The organism is Halorubrum sp. Atlit-8R (genome assembly GCF_003666025.1).
Taxonomy (GTDB): domain Archaea; phylum Halobacteriota; class Halobacteria; order Halobacteriales; family Haloferacaceae; genus Halorubrum; species Halorubrum salinarum.
This window is the reverse complement of the sequence record NZ_QPLV01000001.1, coordinates 326,810-343,088: the sequence shown is the minus strand read 5'-3', so window position 1 is coordinate 343,088 and position 16,279 is coordinate 326,810. Positions and strand designations below refer to the sequence as shown.

The 16,279-nt window shown below is 66.6% G+C and carries 17 protein-coding genes, 1 tRNA gene and 1 pseudogene; 8 read left to right on the top strand and 11 right to left on the bottom strand.

Annotated elements, in window-relative coordinates; translation table 11 throughout:
- The first annotated feature begins 62 nt into the window (after positions 1 to 62).
- Together DVK05_RS01570 and DVK05_RS01565 are read left to right on the top strand one after the other, a co-directional pair.
- Positions 63 to 548 carry a FlaD/FlaE family flagellar protein gene (locus DVK05_RS01570; protein WP_121561685.1) on the top strand — a complete coding sequence of 162 codons (486 nt, stop codon included), beginning with the start codon at positions 63 to 65 and terminating at the stop codon, positions 546 to 548.
- Positions 545 to 1,597 (top strand): cell division FtsA domain-containing protein, encoded by a 1,053-nt coding sequence (locus tag DVK05_RS01565; RefSeq protein WP_121561684.1) that lies wholly within the window; start codon positions 545 to 547, stop codon positions 1,595 to 1,597. Before DVK05_RS01570 ends, DVK05_RS01565 begins: the two co-directional genes overlap by 4 nt.
- Positions 1,598 to 1,890: 293 nt before the next feature.
- Here the strand turns inward: DVK05_RS01565 and DVK05_RS01560 are convergent, their stop codons facing one another.
- Positions 1,891 to 2,379, bottom strand: a complete 489-nt coding sequence (locus DVK05_RS01560) for a hypothetical protein (protein ID WP_121561683.1) — start codon at positions 2,377 to 2,379, stop codon at positions 1,891 to 1,893.
- Positions 2,380 to 2,475: 96 nt separating this feature from the next.
- Here DVK05_RS01560 and DVK05_RS01555 point away from each other — a divergent pair, with 96 nt between their 5' ends.
- Together DVK05_RS01555 and DVK05_RS01550 are read left to right on the top strand one after the other, a co-directional pair.
- The gene (locus tag DVK05_RS01555) at positions 2,476 to 3,141 is read left to right on the top strand and encodes a hypothetical protein (RefSeq protein WP_121561682.1); all 666 of its coding nucleotides are present in this window, start codon (positions 2,476 to 2,478) and stop codon (positions 3,139 to 3,141) included.
- A gap of 103 nt (positions 3,142 to 3,244) precedes the next feature.
- Positions 3,245 to 3,670 (top strand): low molecular weight phosphatase family protein, encoded by a 426-nt coding sequence (locus DVK05_RS01550; RefSeq protein ID WP_121561681.1) that lies wholly within the window; start codon positions 3,245 to 3,247, stop codon positions 3,668 to 3,670.
- Positions 3,671 to 3,717: 47 nt separating this feature from the next.
- Here DVK05_RS01550 and DVK05_RS01545 read toward each other — a convergent pair.
- Together DVK05_RS01545 and DVK05_RS01540 are read right to left on the bottom strand one after the other, a co-directional pair.
- Positions 3,718 to 3,869 (bottom strand) — tRNA-Gln (locus tag DVK05_RS01545).
- A gap of 68 nt (positions 3,870 to 3,937) precedes the next feature.
- Complete coding sequence (locus DVK05_RS01540; RefSeq protein ID WP_121561680.1) at positions 3,938 to 4,528, bottom strand: AsnC family transcriptional regulator; 591 nt, start codon at positions 4,526 to 4,528, stop codon at positions 3,938 to 3,940.
- 127 nt (positions 4,529 to 4,655) lie between these two features.
- Between DVK05_RS01540 and DVK05_RS01535 the strand changes: the two genes are divergently transcribed.
- Complete coding sequence (locus DVK05_RS01535) at positions 4,656 to 4,850, top strand: heavy-metal-associated domain-containing protein (RefSeq protein ID WP_007344879.1); 195 nt, start codon at positions 4,656 to 4,658, stop codon at positions 4,848 to 4,850.
- A 184-nt stretch (positions 4,851 to 5,034) separates the two neighbouring features.
- Complete coding sequence (locus DVK05_RS01530) at positions 5,035 to 5,925, top strand: NAD(P)-dependent oxidoreductase (protein ID WP_121561679.1); 891 nt, start codon at positions 5,035 to 5,037, stop codon at positions 5,923 to 5,925.
- A 35-nt stretch (positions 5,926 to 5,960) separates the two neighbouring features.
- Here the strand turns inward: DVK05_RS01530 and DVK05_RS01525 are convergent, their stop codons facing one another.
- From DVK05_RS01525 to DVK05_RS01505, 7 genes are all read right to left on the bottom strand, one after another.
- Positions 5,961 to 7,244: a DUF5305 domain-containing protein gene (locus tag DVK05_RS01525; RefSeq protein ID WP_121561678.1), complete on the bottom strand. Its 1,284-nt coding sequence runs from the start codon at positions 7,242 to 7,244 to the stop codon at positions 5,961 to 5,963.
- Positions 7,245 to 7,247: 3 nt separating this feature from the next.
- Complete coding sequence (locus tag DVK05_RS01520; protein WP_121561677.1) at positions 7,248 to 8,411, bottom strand: signal peptidase I; 1,164 nt, start codon at positions 8,409 to 8,411, stop codon at positions 7,248 to 7,250.
- A gap of 179 nt (positions 8,412 to 8,590) precedes the next feature.
- Positions 8,591 to 9,487 (bottom strand): hypothetical protein, encoded by an 897-nt coding sequence (locus DVK05_RS01515; protein ID WP_121561676.1) that lies wholly within the window; start codon positions 9,485 to 9,487, stop codon positions 8,591 to 8,593.
- A gap of 121 nt (positions 9,488 to 9,608) precedes the next feature.
- Positions 9,609 to 11,129, bottom strand: a complete 1,521-nt coding sequence (locus DVK05_RS01510; RefSeq protein ID WP_321166935.1) for a DUF1102 domain-containing protein — start codon at positions 11,127 to 11,129, stop codon at positions 9,609 to 9,611.
- 300 nt (positions 11,130 to 11,429) lie between these two features.
- Positions 11,430 to 12,062, bottom strand: coding sequence for a hypothetical protein (locus tag DVK05_RS16755; RefSeq protein WP_147437703.1), 633 nt, complete (start codon positions 12,060 to 12,062; stop codon positions 11,430 to 11,432).
- A 69-nt stretch (positions 12,063 to 12,131) separates the two neighbouring features.
- Complete coding sequence (locus tag DVK05_RS16750; RefSeq protein WP_147437701.1) at positions 12,132 to 12,701, bottom strand: hypothetical protein; 570 nt, start codon at positions 12,699 to 12,701, stop codon at positions 12,132 to 12,134.
- A gap of 9 nt (positions 12,702 to 12,710) precedes the next feature.
- Positions 12,711 to 13,412 (bottom strand): hypothetical protein, encoded by a 702-nt coding sequence (locus tag DVK05_RS01505; RefSeq protein WP_147437699.1) that lies wholly within the window; start codon positions 13,410 to 13,412, stop codon positions 12,711 to 12,713.
- A gap of 455 nt (positions 13,413 to 13,867) precedes the next feature.
- Here DVK05_RS01505 and DVK05_RS01500 point away from each other — a divergent pair, with 455 nt between their 5' ends.
- The gene (locus DVK05_RS01500) at positions 13,868 to 14,449 is read left to right on the top strand and encodes a hypothetical protein (RefSeq protein WP_121561673.1); all 582 of its coding nucleotides are present in this window, start codon (positions 13,868 to 13,870) and stop codon (positions 14,447 to 14,449) included.
- A 102-nt stretch (positions 14,450 to 14,551) separates the two neighbouring features.
- Complete coding sequence (locus tag DVK05_RS17510) at positions 14,552 to 15,181, top strand: hypothetical protein (RefSeq protein WP_233559320.1); 630 nt, start codon at positions 14,552 to 14,554, stop codon at positions 15,179 to 15,181.
- A gap of 399 nt (positions 15,182 to 15,580) precedes the next feature.
- On the opposite strand, the pseudogene DVK05_RS01485 reads toward DVK05_RS17510, so the two are convergent.
- Positions 15,581 to 16,182: pseudogene (locus DVK05_RS01485) on the bottom strand (IS6 family transposase).
- Positions 16,183 to 16,279 lie beyond the last annotated feature (97 nt).

The following is a 16,279-nucleotide window of genomic DNA, read 5'->3' as shown; positions in this document are numbered from 1 at the left end:
AGCCAACTATCATATAACCCCGCCGCGACAGTGCCGGTACGGACGCGAACGACGGACGGAACATGAGTCTGAATCCACGACGGTACGACGTACGGGAGCTGCGCCGGATCGCGGACGCGCCGCGGGACGGTGCGGACGGAGCGCCTCGGGAGCGGGCGCTCCGGCGGCCCAACCGGAACCGAGCCGAGCAGGCGGCGCGCTCGGCCGCGTTCACGGAGCTGCTCCAGCGTCGACGTGGTGCGCGGTTGAACGGCGACGGTCCCGGGGAGAAGCCGTACCTGACGGCGATCCCCGCGTCGCCCGCGGCGGAACGCGAGATCGGCGAGTGGCTCGGCTACCTCGTCGACGTCGGCGGCCACGTGCGGAGCCGGGACGCGCTGTCCTACTACGGCGAACTCGACTGGGTCGGCGACGACGCGGTCGCGGCGCTGACGCGCCGCCTCGAGGGGTTCGACGCCCCGACGCGCGACCGGCCGTTCACGCCCGCGGACCACCGGATCAGCCTCGTCTCCATCGTCCGGATCGCTTCGTGTGCGAGTGACCAATGAGCGACGACGAATCCACGGACATCAACGAATCGGACGAATCGGCAGCGGTCGGCGTGAAATTAGGCAGCACTCGAACGGTGCTCGACATCCCCGACGGCCGGGGCGGACGCGAGCGCCACTCGGTGCTGACCTGCCTAGCGACCTACGAGGACGCCATCACCGGCGAGGAGAAGGTGCTGTTCGGCGAGGAGGCCGCGGTCGAGTACCCCGACCGCGTGCGCTTCATGCTGCGCTCGGGCCTCCCCGAGGACGACGACAGCGTCGCTGACGCCGAGCGCTTCTTCGAGGCGGTCGTGGACGCCCACGACGTGCCCGAGGACAGCGCGGTCGTCTACGCCGTGCCGACCATCGACAACGAGGCCGGCGTCGAGAACCTCAAGTCGGTGATCGAGGGCTCCTCGATCGGCGGGGTCGAGACGCGGAGCTACCCCGAGTCGCTGTGCGGGGCGATCCCCGCCTACGGCGACGACCTCGACGCGATCGACGAGGTGTTCGTGTCGGTGAACCTCGGCTCGACGACGATGGAGGCGTGCGCCTACCGGCGCGGTGAGCAGCTCTCGCCGTTCTCGACCGGCTCGGTGACGGGCAACGAGGTCGACCGCCGCATCGTCGCGGCCGTTGAGGAGGAGACGCAGGGCCGCGTCCACATCGACCGGACGACCGCTCGGGAGTACAAAGAGCAGCACGGCGACGTGTACGACTTCGAGCCGTTCACCGACGTGGTCCAGCAGCCGGGCGGCGGGAGCCACGAGTTCACCGTCGACCGCGGCGTCCAGGAGCCGATCGACCGGTACATCGACGAGGCGGTCGACGTCGTCGCCAACGAGTTCCTCCCCGAGCTCGCGAACGACCACATGAAGCCCTACCAGCTGGCGCTCGGACGCCCGCTCGCCATCACCGGCGGCATGGCGTGCATCCCGGGGCTCACCGAGGAGTTCGAGAAGCGCCTCAGCGAGGAGCTCGACCGCGACGTCGAGGTCGTCTCGCCCGAGGACCCCGCGACCGCGGCCGCGGACGGCGCGGCGCGCATCGCGGCGCGGCTCGTCTGAACGGCGCGCGAGCGGTGCGATTTTTCCGTATTTTCAGACCCACAGCGGCCGCTCCGCGATTCGCTGATCGGGACCGACTTGGTGGCGCGTGCCGACGAACGCCCGGAGGGCGTGAGTCGCACGCGCGAGGGAGCGGTGAGCGCTCGCGGAGCGCGAACCGCGAGGCTGGGGAGGCGTGAGGTTGCGGTCGCGGCGTGGGGCTTCGGCGGTGTTCGCTGACGACTTATCGGCAATCAGTCATCCGCAGTCACCCGACGCGTCAGCGACGGGAATTCCGGTTCAACCACCGCTATTTACACGTCGAAGAGCCGCTCGGCGTCGTCCGCCTGCCGGCGGTAGATGCCCCGCCCCTTCAGCCGCGGGACCTCGTGACGGTGGAGCCGCTCCGCCTCGGTGTCGTACACGAGCGGGAACACGTTCGTCCGTCGCTTCGCGACCGTGAACCCGGACATCGCGTCGAGCAGCGACGCGTCCGGATCCGGCGTCGCGAGCGTCACGTAGCCGACGGGCGTCGGCGCCTCGCCGCCGTCGGCGCGTCCCGGGCGGGGGTCGACGGTGTCGGCCAACACGTCGCGGAGCGCCGCCGCGGCGTCGAGCAGCGTCTCCGGGTCCGCCCCGTCGGCCTCGACGAGCGTCGCCAACACGACCATCTCGCCGAGCGTGTCGTCCGTCTCGCGGGTCGTCCACAGCCGCTCGAACGCGTCCGTCCGCTCGTCGACCGCCTCGAAGCCGTGCTCGCGCCGGTTCGCCGCGACCGCCGCCCGGTAATCGGAGATGTCCATGTGACACCCACGATCCGCATGGTAAAAAATGACACACACGATCGGCGGGCGGACCCCCGACAACAAGGCTATACGCGCGCCGGTGCTGTCGGACCTGTGACACCGACTCGACGGCGGTACCTCCGCGGCGTGTGCGGGGCGAGCGCGGGCGGACTGCTCGCACTCGCCGGGTGTGCGTCGACGGGCTCCGACGGCGGCGGTCCCGGCAGCGACGGGTCCGACAGCGACGGCCTGCCGGGCTCGGACGGGAACGACACCGACGCCGGCGGGACGCGCCCCGAGGGGACCGGCGGCCCGGGCGTCTCGATCGTCGCCACCGACGGCGACGTGGACTTCCCGGTCCGGCCGAGCGTGGCGGTCACGCGCGAGGCCGCGACGACCGACCACCCGCCGCAGTTGCGCACGACGCTGACGAACGCGGGCGACGACCGGGTGCGCGTCGGCGAGGGGCGCGCCGTCCACTTCGAGTACGTCTCCGACGGGGACAACGCGCTCGTCTGCCTGCCGGCGGACGGCGAGTACCCCGCCGAACCCGACTGCTGGCGGCTGACCGACGCGATCGCCACGACGGAGGAGTACTGGACGTTCGCGCTCGACCCCGGGGAGTCGAGCGAGCGGCTCGTGGACCTGTACGCGACGCTCGGCGAGGACGCCTGTCTCCCGGTGGGCGAGTACCGGTTCGAGACGACGGTGTCGGTCGTGGCCGACGACGCCGAGCCCCGGTCGTCGGCGGCGTGGGGGTTCTCGGTAGTGCTGGAGTGAGTGCCCGTCGCCGATGCCCGCCCCTCGGCGCCGACGCGCGGAATACATAGCGCTCTATAGCCCTCTTAGGAAGCGTTAATCGGGCGCGCCGGGACGCACGGGTATGAACGACGACGACGTCGTGACGTTCGGGTTCGTCTGCGTCCAGAACGCCGGTCGCAGCCAGATGTCGGCGGCGTTCGCGGAGCGCGAGCGCCGCGAGCGCGGCCTCGACGACCGCGTCGAGGTCGTCACCGGCGGCACGCATCCGGCCGAGGAGGTCCACCCCGAGGTCGTGGAAGCGATGGGGGAACTCGGGATCGACCTCTCCGACCGCGTCCCCCGCGAGGTCTCGACCGCGGAGCTGAACGCCTGCGACGTCGTCGCCACCATGGGGTGCTCGACGCTGACGCTCGCCGACGGAGTCGAGGCCCGCGACTGGGCGCTCGACGACCCGCACGGGCAGGACATCGAGCGCGTCCGCGAGATCCGCGACGAGATAGAGGGGCGAGTCGTCGCCCTCTTCGACGAGTTCCTCGACGAGGCGTAGGCGGCGCCGGACTTCGGAGCCCGCGGCTCGCGGTGGAGTTCGGAAGATAGTCCCGGGCGGATTCGAACCGCCGTCAATGGCTGACTTCGGGCATCCGACGGGGCGTTCCAGCAGAAACGCCCAACAGCCGCGTGTGAGTCGCGGACGCGGACGGATTCCCTCCAAAGGCCATTATGATTGGCCACTACACCACGGGACTGCGAGTTCGGCTAACCGGCGGGCACTCAAGTACGTTACTCTCCGCGGCGCGTCGGGAGCGTCTCCCGACTACGCGCCCTCCTCGATCCGGTCGAAGCGCTCCTCGAAGTTCTCCCGGCAGGAGCCGCAACAGAAGTGGTACAGCGTCCCGTCGATCCGGGCCGACTCCCCCTCGGCGGTGACGGTGTTCCCGCACTCGACGCACTCGACCGCGAGGTCCGCGTCGCCGACGGCGGGCGACCAGTCGTGGGCGTCGAGCGGGCGGACCGACAGCTCGGTCACGGCGTCCAGGCCGACCGCGTCGTCGACGAGGTCGCGGGCGGTCCCCTCCTCGACGCGCGCGACGACCGTCACCTCGCCGTCGGCGGTGAGGAAGGCGTGCTCGACGCGCTCGTGGGTGGCGACCGACTCGTGGACGCGCTCGGCGTCCGCGGGCGCGACGGCGAGCGTCGCGAGGACCCGCAGCCCGTCCGAGAGCGCGTCGCCGTCGATCCGGAGCGTGAACCCCTCGATCACGCCCACCTCGCGGAGGCGGTCGACGCGGTCGGACACCGCGGGCGCCGACAGGTCCACGCGCTCGGCGATGTCACTGTACGGGCGCCGCGCGTCGGCCAGCAGCAGCCGGATGATCTCCCGGTCCGTCTCGTCGAGGGTGCGCATGGGCGGGCGTTCGACCGGCGCGGGCAAAAGCGGTCCGACGGTCGGGCGACGCGAGAACGACCCCGGGAACCGGTCGTCTGCGGGGGCGACGGAAAGGCAGTTGTGTCCGCGGTGGCTACAGACGCGCATGACGACGATAGACGTCGACGGCATGTCGTGTACCGGCTGCGAGGACAACGTCACCGACGCGCTCGGCGAGTTGCCGGGCGTCGAGTCCGCGAGCGCCGACCACGAGGCGGGGACCGCGACCGTCGAGGGCGACGTGGACGTCGACGCCGTCGTGGCCGCCATCGAGGACGCCGGCTACGAGGCCTCGGCGTAGGCGGGGGGTCCGAGCCCGAGCGCGATCGGATTTTTGCTACTAGTTGGCACGACTCGCACGCGCAGCGCGAGCAGAGCCATCATACCCGGCGGCATCCGCCCCGACCAGCGCGACCGACGCGACCGACACGACCGAGCGTCCCGGGATCGTCGCACCTATGGCCCGGAGTCGCGCTCGCGGTGACATGGACACCGTACTTGTCACGGGAAGCGCCGGCGGCGTCGGCGCGCGCACGGTCGACGCGCTCGCGGACGCGGGCCGCGAGGTCGTCGCCGTCGACCGGCGGACGCCCCCGCGCGACGAGCGGCGCGCCGACGTCGACTACGCGGCGGCGGACCTCACCGACTACGGGGAGACGCGGCAGGTGATCGAGGCGGCCGCGCCCGACGCGGTCGTCCACCTGGCCGCGATCCCGCACCCCGAGGACCACGCCGGCTCGCGGGTGTTCGCGAACAACGTCGAGAGTGCGTACAACGTCTTCGACGCGGCCGGCGCCGCGGGCGCCCGGATCGCGTGGGCGTCGAGCGAGAGCCTCTACGGCACCGTCTTCGCCGCCGACGACTGGCTCCCCGACCGCCTCCCGATCGACGAGGCGACGCCGACCGAGCCGGAGGACCCGTACGGCCTCTCAAAGGTCGTCGGCGAGGAGATCGCGGCCGCGGCCGCCCGCCGCCACGGCGTCCCCGTCGTCTCGCTGCGATTCTCGTGGGTGACCTACCCGGGCGACGAGCGGCGCCGCGAGGCCCGGGAGACGTTCGACCCCGCGACCGCCGACCCGAGCGGCAACTGCTGGTCGTACGTCGACGTGCGGGACGCGGTCTCGGCGATCGAGGCTGCGATCGACCCCGAGACCGCGATCGAGGGCCACGAGGCGGTGCTGATCGTCGCCGCGGAGAACTTCCTCGGCCGCGACACCGCCGCGACGATCGAGGCGGCGTTCGGCGACCTGCCCGCCGACTGCGACCTCGACGGCGACGAGTCCGTCTTCGACTGTACGAAGGCGGAGCGGCTGCTCGGGTGGGAGCCGGAACACTCCTGGCGCGACGATGAGGCGAACGGGAGCGGTGGCGACTGAACCGCGGTCAGAAGCGGCGAGCGCGGCCGGAGGGGTCAGTCCCGCTCGTCCCGCTCGTCCGACCCCGTCGCGTCGGCGGAGCGGCCATCGAGGTCGGCGGCGTCGAGGTCGGCGGCGTCGCGGGCGGCGCCCGGCGAGTCGCCGTCCTCGGCCGGTGCCGAGGCGGTCGCGGCCGAGTCCGAACTGACCGCGGCGGTCGCTCCCGGGTCGTCGCCGGCGACCGCCTCGCCGTCGGCGGGGCCGTCGCCCGTCGACGGCGCGGGCGGGCGGTAGGTGTAGACGAACTCGCCGGCGACCGCGTGGAAGGCGCCGGTCTCGGGGTCCTCGACGACGCCGGTGTCGTTGTCGATCGCGAAGTCGACGAGGTCGCGAAGCGACCCGGCCTCGGCGGTCGGGCGCTCGTGGACCGACGCCGGGAGCCGGAACGTCGTGATCCACTCCGCGAACTCCGAGCGGTCGTCGCGGTACGAGAGGTACTCGCGCTCCGCCTCGGTGAGCGCGAGGTCGTACTCCCGCCGCGCGTAGGCGATCCCGCCGGCGCCCGCGAGCCCGACGAGCAGGAGGAGCGGGCCGCCGAACGACCGGAGCACGCCGTACTCGCGCTTGACGGTCACCGGCTCGGTCCGCTCCGTGGTGTCGGACTGGACGCCCGGCTCGGAGACGGAGTAGGTGTCGCCCCCGTGGGTGACCGTCATGTCGAGCGTCTGCGTCGAGGCCGTCGGCACGCCCCCGATCGACCCGTCGACGGCGACCTCGGTCGTGACGAACGTCTCCGTCTCGCCCGGCGAGGCGCCGAGCTGCTCTTCGATCGAGGCCACGCGCCCGTCTATCGCCGTGCTGTTGAGCGTGAAGGAGGCGTTCACCGTCTCGCCGGGCGCGACGCCCGAGGCCGTCTCCGACGCGAGCGGCTCCGTCTCGCGCCAGTAGACGGTGTCGCCCTCGCCGACGTTGCGGATGACGAGCGCGGAGTCGACCTGGACGGTCACGTTCTCCGCGGTCGACGCGGCGTAGCTCGTCGCCACGCTCACGTCGAGCTCCGGGGCCACCCGCGTGAAGTACGTGTCGCGCCCGTCGAGCACGCGCCCGGTCTCGAAGACGGCGTTCGGCTCCGTCACGGTCGCGCTGTGGCGGTACTCGCTCTCGACGGTGAGCGACGAGACCGTCCGTTGCTCCGTCTCCGTCCCGGGATCGACGTGCGTCGTGTACACGAGCCCCGCCCCGACCGCGACGAGGAGGAGACAGACCGCGAGGATCGCGGTGGACTGTGCGTTCAGTACGGCGCGGAGTCGGAGTCGACGTTCGTCGGGCGCTGAAGACATGTGTTACCTGTAGAGCTCGCGGAGGAGTCCCTTGTAGAGCGGGGGGCGCTCGCGGGAGCCGCGCGACCGGATCCGGGCCGGTTCGCCGCGCAGCAGTAGCAGTCCGATCCCGACGATACCGCCGCCGAGCAGGCCGTTGATCGCGACGAGCGGCGCCCAGGGGTGGACGCCGTACAGCTCGTCGACGACGCCCGGCGGCAGCACCGCGAGGTACCGGTGTTCGACGACGAACAGGCGGTAGTAGCCGGTCTCGTCGGGCGCCGACAGCGTCACCGTCGTCGACGCCTCGCCGCGGCTGCCGACGGCGAGGCGCTGCGGCTCGACGTCGACGCCGGGGCTCGCCGGGGTGACGTACGCGTACACCGGGACGAGCCCGGCGTTGGGGACGACGTACTCGATCTCCTGGCTCGTGCCGCGCTCGATGACGGTCGGGTTCTCGGACTCGAACTCGGCGCTGACGACGCCGTACTCCTGGGTCCCGCCCGGGACGACCATCGCCGCGGTCGCGGTCGCCATCAGCACCAGCGCCAGCACGCCGAGGATCGCGAACACGGAGGTGCCGTCGTCGCGGGACCGGTCGCGCGCGTCGCGGTCGCGACCGCCCGCGTTGAGGTACCAGTCGACCGCGTACGCGACGACCGACAGCCCGAAGACGATGTACGCCAGCCCCTGCGTTCCCTGGAGCGACCGGACGCCGAACGTCACCGCCAACCGCGTCTGAACGGCGTCGAGGGCGGACTGGAACCCCATCGCCGCGGTGCCCAAGTGGGGGATCACGACGACGCTTCCCCCGACCTGAAGCGCCTTCGCGACCACGTCCGCGTCCTGGACGATCGGCTCGCCCCCGTCCTGATCGGTGAACGGGTTGTTGTCCCCGCGGGTGACGTACCCCCGTTCGGTCTCCTCGACGACGCGGTGGGTCGTCAGCCCGCCGCCCTGGATCTCTTGGGCGTCGAACGTCACCACGTCGCCGGTGCCGATCCCGCCCGCGACCTGCGCCGGGATCGCCACGAACCCGTCGCCGGGGTCGAGCGTCGGCTGCATGCTCCCGGTCTCGACGTAGCTGAGGAGGACCGGCTGGCCGAGGAGTTGGCCGACGACGAGCGAGACGACGACCAGCACCGCGGCGGCCTGAACGGCCAGAGACAGCGTTCGTTTGAGTGACATGCGTCGGTTCGGGCGAGAGAGCGGTCCCGGGAGCGACCGCGCGACCGGCGTTCCTGTCGTGCGACCGTCAGGTATCCGTCGATCGCTGAACGTCGGCCTGCCCTAATAAGTTCGTGGGTGGAGGCGAATCCGATCGGCACGGGCGGCCGCCCGACGACGAGGTCGTTCGGCGACCCGGCCTACCCGTCGAAGGCGCCGCCCGCGAGGAGCGCAAACGGGCCGATGAACCCGAGACAGAACCCGAGGAGATGGACGTAGAGGTTCACGACGCTGCCGCCGCCGGAGGGGTCCGAGGGGAAGCCGACGACGGGGTAGCCGACGGCCACCACCGCGGCGACCGCGAGCAGGTCGCCGTGGCCGGGGCGCGACGCGACCGTGCGCACGTGCTCGCGGACCGGCGGCGGGAACCGGACCTCGCTGCTGGCCGCGTACAGCACCGCGAGGAGCCCGCTCGCGACGCCGATCGCCAGCCCTCCCAGCCCGATCCCCTCGGTCGAGACGGGCAGCGCGAGTAGCGCGATCCACCCGACCAGCCCGAAGAAGACGGCGGGCAGCGCGGCGACCGACGCCGCGGGGAAGAACCGCTCGCGGGCGTAACAGTACCACAGGATCGGGAGCAGTCCGGCGAGCGCCATGTTCACCCCGGAGAAGCCGAAGCCGATCGCGTTCCGCGGGACGGCGAGGTTCAGCGCGGAGAGCGCGAGCGGGAAGGCGCCGAGGTACGTCGCGAACGCCGTGAAGAAGAGCCGCCGCCGCCCGCTCAGGGCCGCCAGCGCGTAGCCGACCCCGGCGAGGAGCCCGTACCCGGCGAGGTTGCCGAGGAGGTGGTCGGCGCTGAGGTGGACGTAGTGGGCCGTGAACGCCGAGCGGAGCGTGGGGTCGGTGTACGCGAACACGAGCGACCGCCGGGTCGCCTCGGGGAGCGCGAAGACGGCGATCAAGGCCCCAGGCACCGCGAGCAGGGCGAACACGTCGATCGCTCGGGCGCTCGCGAGCAGTTCCCGACGGAAGTCGCGGTCCGCTCGACGCTTCGCGTCGCCAGTGCGGTCGCGCTCGTCGGTCGCGGGCGCTGTCACGGGCGTAACACGACCGACCAGACGGGAAGAACTGTCGGCGCATGTCTCGGCGGTGATAACTTGTCGACGACGCCCGGCCGCGGGGACGGGGCGTCGGTCTCGACCGCGCGCCGCTCGGCCGTCACGAGCGCGACGTCCGCCGGTACAGCGCGAGCCCGGCCGCGGCGACGAGCACCGCGGCGAACAGCCCGCCGAGCTGCGCGAAGTCGACGCCGCCGGGCTCCTCGGTGGGATCGCTTCCGGCGCCGCCCCCGTCGCTCCCGTCCGTCCCGGCGGATCCGCCGCCGGTCCCGCCGGACTCCTCCCCCTCGCCGCCGGCCGGGTCTTCCGCGGGGTCGCCGACGAGCAGGGTGCCGACCGGGGTGCCGTCGAGCGCCAGCTCGTACTCGGCGGCGGTCTCGAAGGTCGCGTCGAACGCGACCGTCGCCGTCTCGTTCGGCGCGAGCGCGACCGTCTCGGTCGCCACCGGATCGCCGTCGGCGGTCAGCGTCACCCCGCGCTCGCCCGCCGCGCCGCCCCCGTTCCGTAGGGTCGCCCGGACGGTCGCCTCGTCGCCGGGGTCGATCGCCCCGGGCACGACCGACGCCTCGGTCACGTCGAACCGGGGCGCGTGCGCCGCGACCGCGAACGTCGAGAACTCGGCGGTCCGCGCGCGGAAGTGGACGCGGTCCTCGGGGAGCCCCAGAATCTCGACGACCGCGTCGTTGACGACGGTCGCGGGCTTCTCCTCCCACTCGCCCGCGTCCGTCCGCCGGTAGAGCGTCACGTCCGCGGGGTCGGTCCCGGTCGCGTTGAGGTAGTCCGGGTCCGCGCTGAACCGGACCGTCATCGAATCGACCGCGTCGGGCGCGAAGTCGTACTCCAAGGCGAGGTAGGCCAGCGACCGCGGCGTCGTCGGCGCCGCCAGCGCGCTCTCGTTCGCGAAGGGGGTCGGACTCCCCGTGGCGTTCAGCTCGACGCGCTCGGTCCGGACGCCCTCCAAGTCGATCCCTTCGAGCGTGACGTCCCTGCCGTCGAGCGACATCCCGTCGGCCCGGAACCGCACGCCCTCGCCGCGCTCGATGCCGCTCGCGACGAGCTCGCGCCGGTCCCCGCTCGGCGAGAAAACAGTCGTGGTCGGGCCACCGTTATCGCTCCCGGTCGACATCGCCGGCGACTCCGGCTCCGCGATCTTTGCCTCGATCGAGAACTCGTCGGCACCCAGCTGCGTCTCAGCGGTCTTCCCGCGCGTGTCGAGCGCGAGGCCGATCGCGACCGTCTCGTTCGGCGCGAGCGTAACGTTGTTCGCCTCGCCCTCGATCGAGTCGCCGCCGGCGACGAACGTGACGTTCTCGCTCGCGTCCCCGATCCACACGTGCGCGTACTCGTCGGCCGTGTACGTGACCGTGAACACGTCGTCGATCGCTGCGGTCGAGTCGACGTTGACACCCTCGAAAGATCGGGGAGAATCTGGATTTGACGCCGAAATGTCGATCGAAATCTCACCGTCGTCAGTGAAATAGACATACTGGCCATTGGAGCTGTCGGCTGGCTGGACCACGAGGTCATCGGTCGTGAGGGGGTCGGTGTCATCAACTACCGCCCCACCTGTGGCGAACGCAAGTGACCCCGCGGCTACGAAGAGGAGAGCAAAGCCCAACATACGGCGAGTGGCGGGCATGTATATATTATATAGAGCGTAAGTGATGCTGGGATATGAGTATGGTGTTCCTGAAGATATCGAAGGCTCTAGTTGACCATTCATTGTCACTCTGATACCACACGCAACCAACGATAACGGGCCTCGATTCTGAAGGCCCGAACTCTGGGGTTGCCTGATCCTGAATATATTACTTGTCAAAACTGAAAATGTAAGAATCAGTGAAACAGCGGGACAACTACGGGAAACCCACCGCTGTCACGGCTGAGAAAGGACTAGACAGCAGTTGAAGCAAAGAGAGAGTTAGCTGTTATTCGTAACGTTGCTATAGTTGCTCCGAACAGCGGCCGGGTCAGCAAGTGAGTCCACCGCAACAGCGTTGAGCGTCAGCGTCCCACCGGTCAGATTCAGGGAGTTCGGCGGGTCCCGGAAAATGAACCCAACACGATTCATCGTCTCACCTGGTTCGACCAACGCGAGATTGCCACTGCTCGGAGAGTAGTTGTCCCAGTTGAGACTAGTGCTGTTGCCGTTAGCTGCCACGTCTCCATCGTCAGTGTACGCACTCGTCGCAGACGGCAGGCTTCCAATACCGACGATCACGTCTTGAGTTCCCTGATTTGTAACCTGAAGTACATCACGAATCGTTGTATCAGCATCACCGTTGATCCCACTCGCACCGTCATCAGAGCTTTCAGCGAAGGTTTCGTTCGTATTTGAGAAGTCAAGCAAAACCTCTCCACCGGAGACGTCTGCGTATTCGTTCCCGTTAGGGGTGTCTTCGGGTTCGATAGCTAAGAGCGCATCTGCGTCGTCCGCCACGGCGACAGACACACCCCGATCCGCAGTGACACTCGTGAACGCACCTGTTCCAACTGCCGCTCCTGAACCAGCCGCAAGGGCGCCGAGCCCAGCAAGGTATTTTCTCCGTTGCATGGTGTATCTCCCCGGGTGTGGGGATGCCCACCGGCGGGATCGAACCGCCGCAGTGACGACCAGTGTGGGTTACTGCTCTTGCGCGATAATCACAAGTGTTTCTTCGAACTCCTGTGGCCCCGTATCACCAGTTCGAATCCGCACACCAGTGTTCACGGACTCGCCGGTCGCCAGCTGGGCCGGCTCGTCTCGAAGTGCAATCCGCTCCGGATCGTTGACATCAAACAGCTCGATTGTTACGGCAGAGTCGGTCGCGTCACGGGTAAAAACGGACACTGCTTGGGACCCTTGATTCTCGATTGCGAGCAGCCCCTCAACTGGGTCGATCTGGCCGGTAATTGTCTTCCCAGAATCCTGACTAAACTCATACACTGAATTCGCACCTACCCCGAGATCTTCAGCATTAGCTGCTTCCAACGAGCCAGGAAAATCAAAGACAACGCGTTCAGGAGTCCCGACACCAAGGCTTCGGCGCCCAGCCCCTTGTTGACGCAACGCAACCAACGCCTGGTCATCATCAGCGACGCGCGCCGTGACCGTTCGATTTGCGCTCGTAGATGTAAACGCACCCGTTCCAGTGAGAAGTGTCCCGCTCATCGCAAGACTGCCAGCCCCAACGAGGAGGGTGCGTCGATTCATGGTCTATCGTTAGCTCTCCTGACCAGCGAAGGAATCGGGAACGAGTGTCGCGTCAGCGACGATATCCATGTTGATTGTCGCAGAGGTGGTGCTGCTGCCTGAGTTCACGTAGAGCCCGAAGTCGAACGCTTCCCCGGGCTCAAGGACGAACTCCTCGATCGCGTCATCGGTCCCGTCGTCGGCGTACGCCGAGTACTCGTACGGGGGCGTACTGTAGAGTCCCGTCAGCGAGATCTGGTCGTTCTCGACGCCGTCAGCCCGACTGTCCGGACTATTCTCGTAGTCACCGTTCGGACGGTTAGATGCCTGCGGGTCGACGCCGAACCCATCGGAGGTCGTCCGGTTGTTACTGCTAATGCTCGAGGGGTCGACGTAGACGACAACCGCCTGCGATCCCTGATTGCGGATTTTGAAGATGTCGTTGATCTGGGTGGTCGCGTTGGGGTTTACGCCGTTCGGATCGGTGTCGCTAAACCCAGAATTATTCGAATCAGTAACGTCGATGCTGACCGCAGTATCGCTTGCGTCCGCATACGCGCTGTTGTCAGCACTACCCGTCTCAAACGCGAGTAACGCATCGGAGTCATCCGCAACGCTTACATTCACGGTCCGGTCTGCGCTCACACTCGTGAACGCGCCCGTACCCACTGCGGCCGCGCTACCAGAAGCCAATGCGCCCAGTCCGGCGAGGAACTTGCGTCGGTTTGCCATAGTTGTGTAACCTCGTTGTGTTCGCACACGACCCGTGGACCGCCGACGCGGGACATCCCGCGTCACCCAGGGTCGCTCTATAACACCCATGGGGCCTATCCCATATCGTAATGAAGTTCCAGAAACACTTCCGGGCGGGACTGAACTCCCGGCCGGTCGGTTCCGACCCCGCCTGAACCCCGGTTCGATCGGTTCAGGCCGGTCCTGAGACCGCGTTCAAGCCCGGCCTGAAGTGGTGATCGCCGCCCCTGTGACGAGAGGGGTAGTTACTGGAACCTGATAATATCGGGCGAACCGCTCGCGGATAGAATTTGATCACGGCGTTTCTCGGGTTCTTAGGCCGCAAAAAGCAAATTTACGCGTTCGTGTTGACCGCCGAATGAACGAGAAAAAAGTTTAGCAGGTTATCATACCCATGGGTTTTATGTTGATTTGTTCATATATATCAGACAGGAATGGCGTCGGTACAGCAGTTAGACGGGCAGGGAGCGGAACCGACAACGGAGGTGTCCGAAGACGAGCTGTTCGACGTGCTGGCGAACCAGCGCCGACGGTTCGCAGTTCATCTGCTGAAGCGGGAGGAGGCGGACAAACTGGAGATCGGCGACATGGCAGAACAGATCGCGGCGTGGGAAAACGGGATCGACACGGCCGAGATCACCGGAAACGAGCGCAAGCGCGTGTACACCGCGCTCCAGCAGTCGCACCTGCCGAAGATGGACGACGCGGGCGTCGTCGAGTTCAACAAGGACCGGGGGATCGTGGAGCCGACGCCCGCGCTCCAGAACGTCGACTTGTACATGGACGTCGTGGAGGGGAAAGAGATCCCGTGGAGCGACTACTACCTCGGACTCTCGGGGGTCGCCGCCGCGCTCACCGGTGCGGTGTGGCTCGACGCGTGGCCGTTCGTCCTCCTCCCCGACATGGCGTGGGCGGTCGCCATCGTCGTGGCGTTCGCGTTCTCCGCGGTCGTCCACAAGTACTACACCGCAGAGATGAGGGTCGGCGAACCCGGGGAACCACCGGAACTGAGGTAAGGCGGCAGCGTTCAAGCAGTGCTTTCCGACGTTCCGGGGACGCATAACCTTACAGTCCGGACGCGTTAGTTCGAGTGAACGGACTGTGCGAACTCAACGCAAATGAAACGACGGAACCTCATCCTGCTACTCGGCGGCGCGAGCGCCGGCGCGATGAGCGTCGGCACCGGCGCGTTCAGCAGCATCGAGGCCGAGCGCGGCGTGGAGGTGAATGTCGTTAAAGACGAGAACGCGTATCTGGGAATTACACAACAGAAGGAGAGCGTATCTGATGGCGAGACAGTGGCCCGGATCACCAATCAGTTTCCTACCCCACTTGAACTCACAGTCACGCTTGACAGCACCAGCGGCCCACTTGACAAAATAACAGTTGCCGGGAAAAGTCTCGAGACCAACTCAACCGTACAAATAGGTTTTGATATTGGAGATCCACCAGTAGAAATCAAAACAGAGTGTAGAGACACCGGACAAGCTACATTTTCACTCAACTTGGCTGGGGAGATCGGCGATGGAAGGGGGACTGTCAGAACAACTGAGCAGTTCCAGGTGTTCTGTGAAGGCAATGAAAACAAGACCAGTCCCGGCCGTGGTCCGCCTGAAGAGCCCCCTGGTCGTGATCCGCCTGAAGAGCCCCCTGGTCGTGATCCGCCTGAAGAGCCCCCTGGTCGTGATCCGCCTGAAGAGCCCCCTGGTCGTGGTCCACCCGAAAACAAAAGATCTGACGAGGAGTAGTTCAAACTGTCTTAGAGGCGATAACGAGGATCGCGGAGAATAAAGGCAGAAATGTATCCTCGATTTCAGAATCAAACAGGTAGTCAGGACATTCATTTGGTTGGTGTGTGATGAATTTTATATTATAATATTATCAGGAAAAATTGACAACATCTACAGCGCGAATTCAGGGAGAAACTTGTTAAAATGATCCGCTCAAGCTACTCGATATCTCACCATGAACCCGCATTGTTTAAAAAATTTTCCATTATCATCAAAAATAAAACTACAAAGACAGCAAATGCGACAAGTCTTGGAAGAGTTATAGAACGGTTCATTAATCGTGATCGGTTAGTATGTACATCCGAGCGGGGATCAGGGTAGTGTTTGGATAAGTTGATCCCATGCGAAGGCGAACGCTTAGAGCCAATTTTCGGCGGTCTTCGGTTCGACGTGACTAAACGTATTTGAGAATTAGTTTGTTCGTCGTTTTACTTCTCGGGAGACACGTTCGACGGCATTCCGATTCCCACGTGTGACATGGTGGAATCGGAGCCTGTGACGATGACAGGCCGCGTGTAACCACGGCGCACCGTCGACGGGAAGGACCACATCGTCAACCTGATGTTTCTCACGCAGTTTCGAGAGAAACATCGACGTGATAGCGTTCGTTCTCGTCGGATACAGCCAAACGTGGAGCAGGCGGGTTGTGCCGGGATCGACAGCAGCGTACAGCCAATATTGCTCAGAGTTGAGCTGAATCACTGTTTCATCGACCACAACGTGAGTCGGATTCGCATCGTCTGTCGGCTGTAGATCGGCTTTCTGAAGCCACCGATGAACGGTAGTTCGATGGCGATTGACACCCAAACCCTCAAAAATAAAACTGTATCTGAAAGTGATAATTCAGCCAAATGGAGTTGGATACCGAGCTTCATCGCCGACTCGGGTGTCGCCTCTCGCTCTAGAAAATCTAACTCGATACGACCGTTATCGCCGCTGAGGCGGTCAAACGAGAGCATGAACCACTCGATCTGTTGACCGCCTTATCCTTCGACCTTATCTTAACACCGCCGGATCAGTGCCCGTAAATACAAATCACGGAGGCTTTGATCCAGG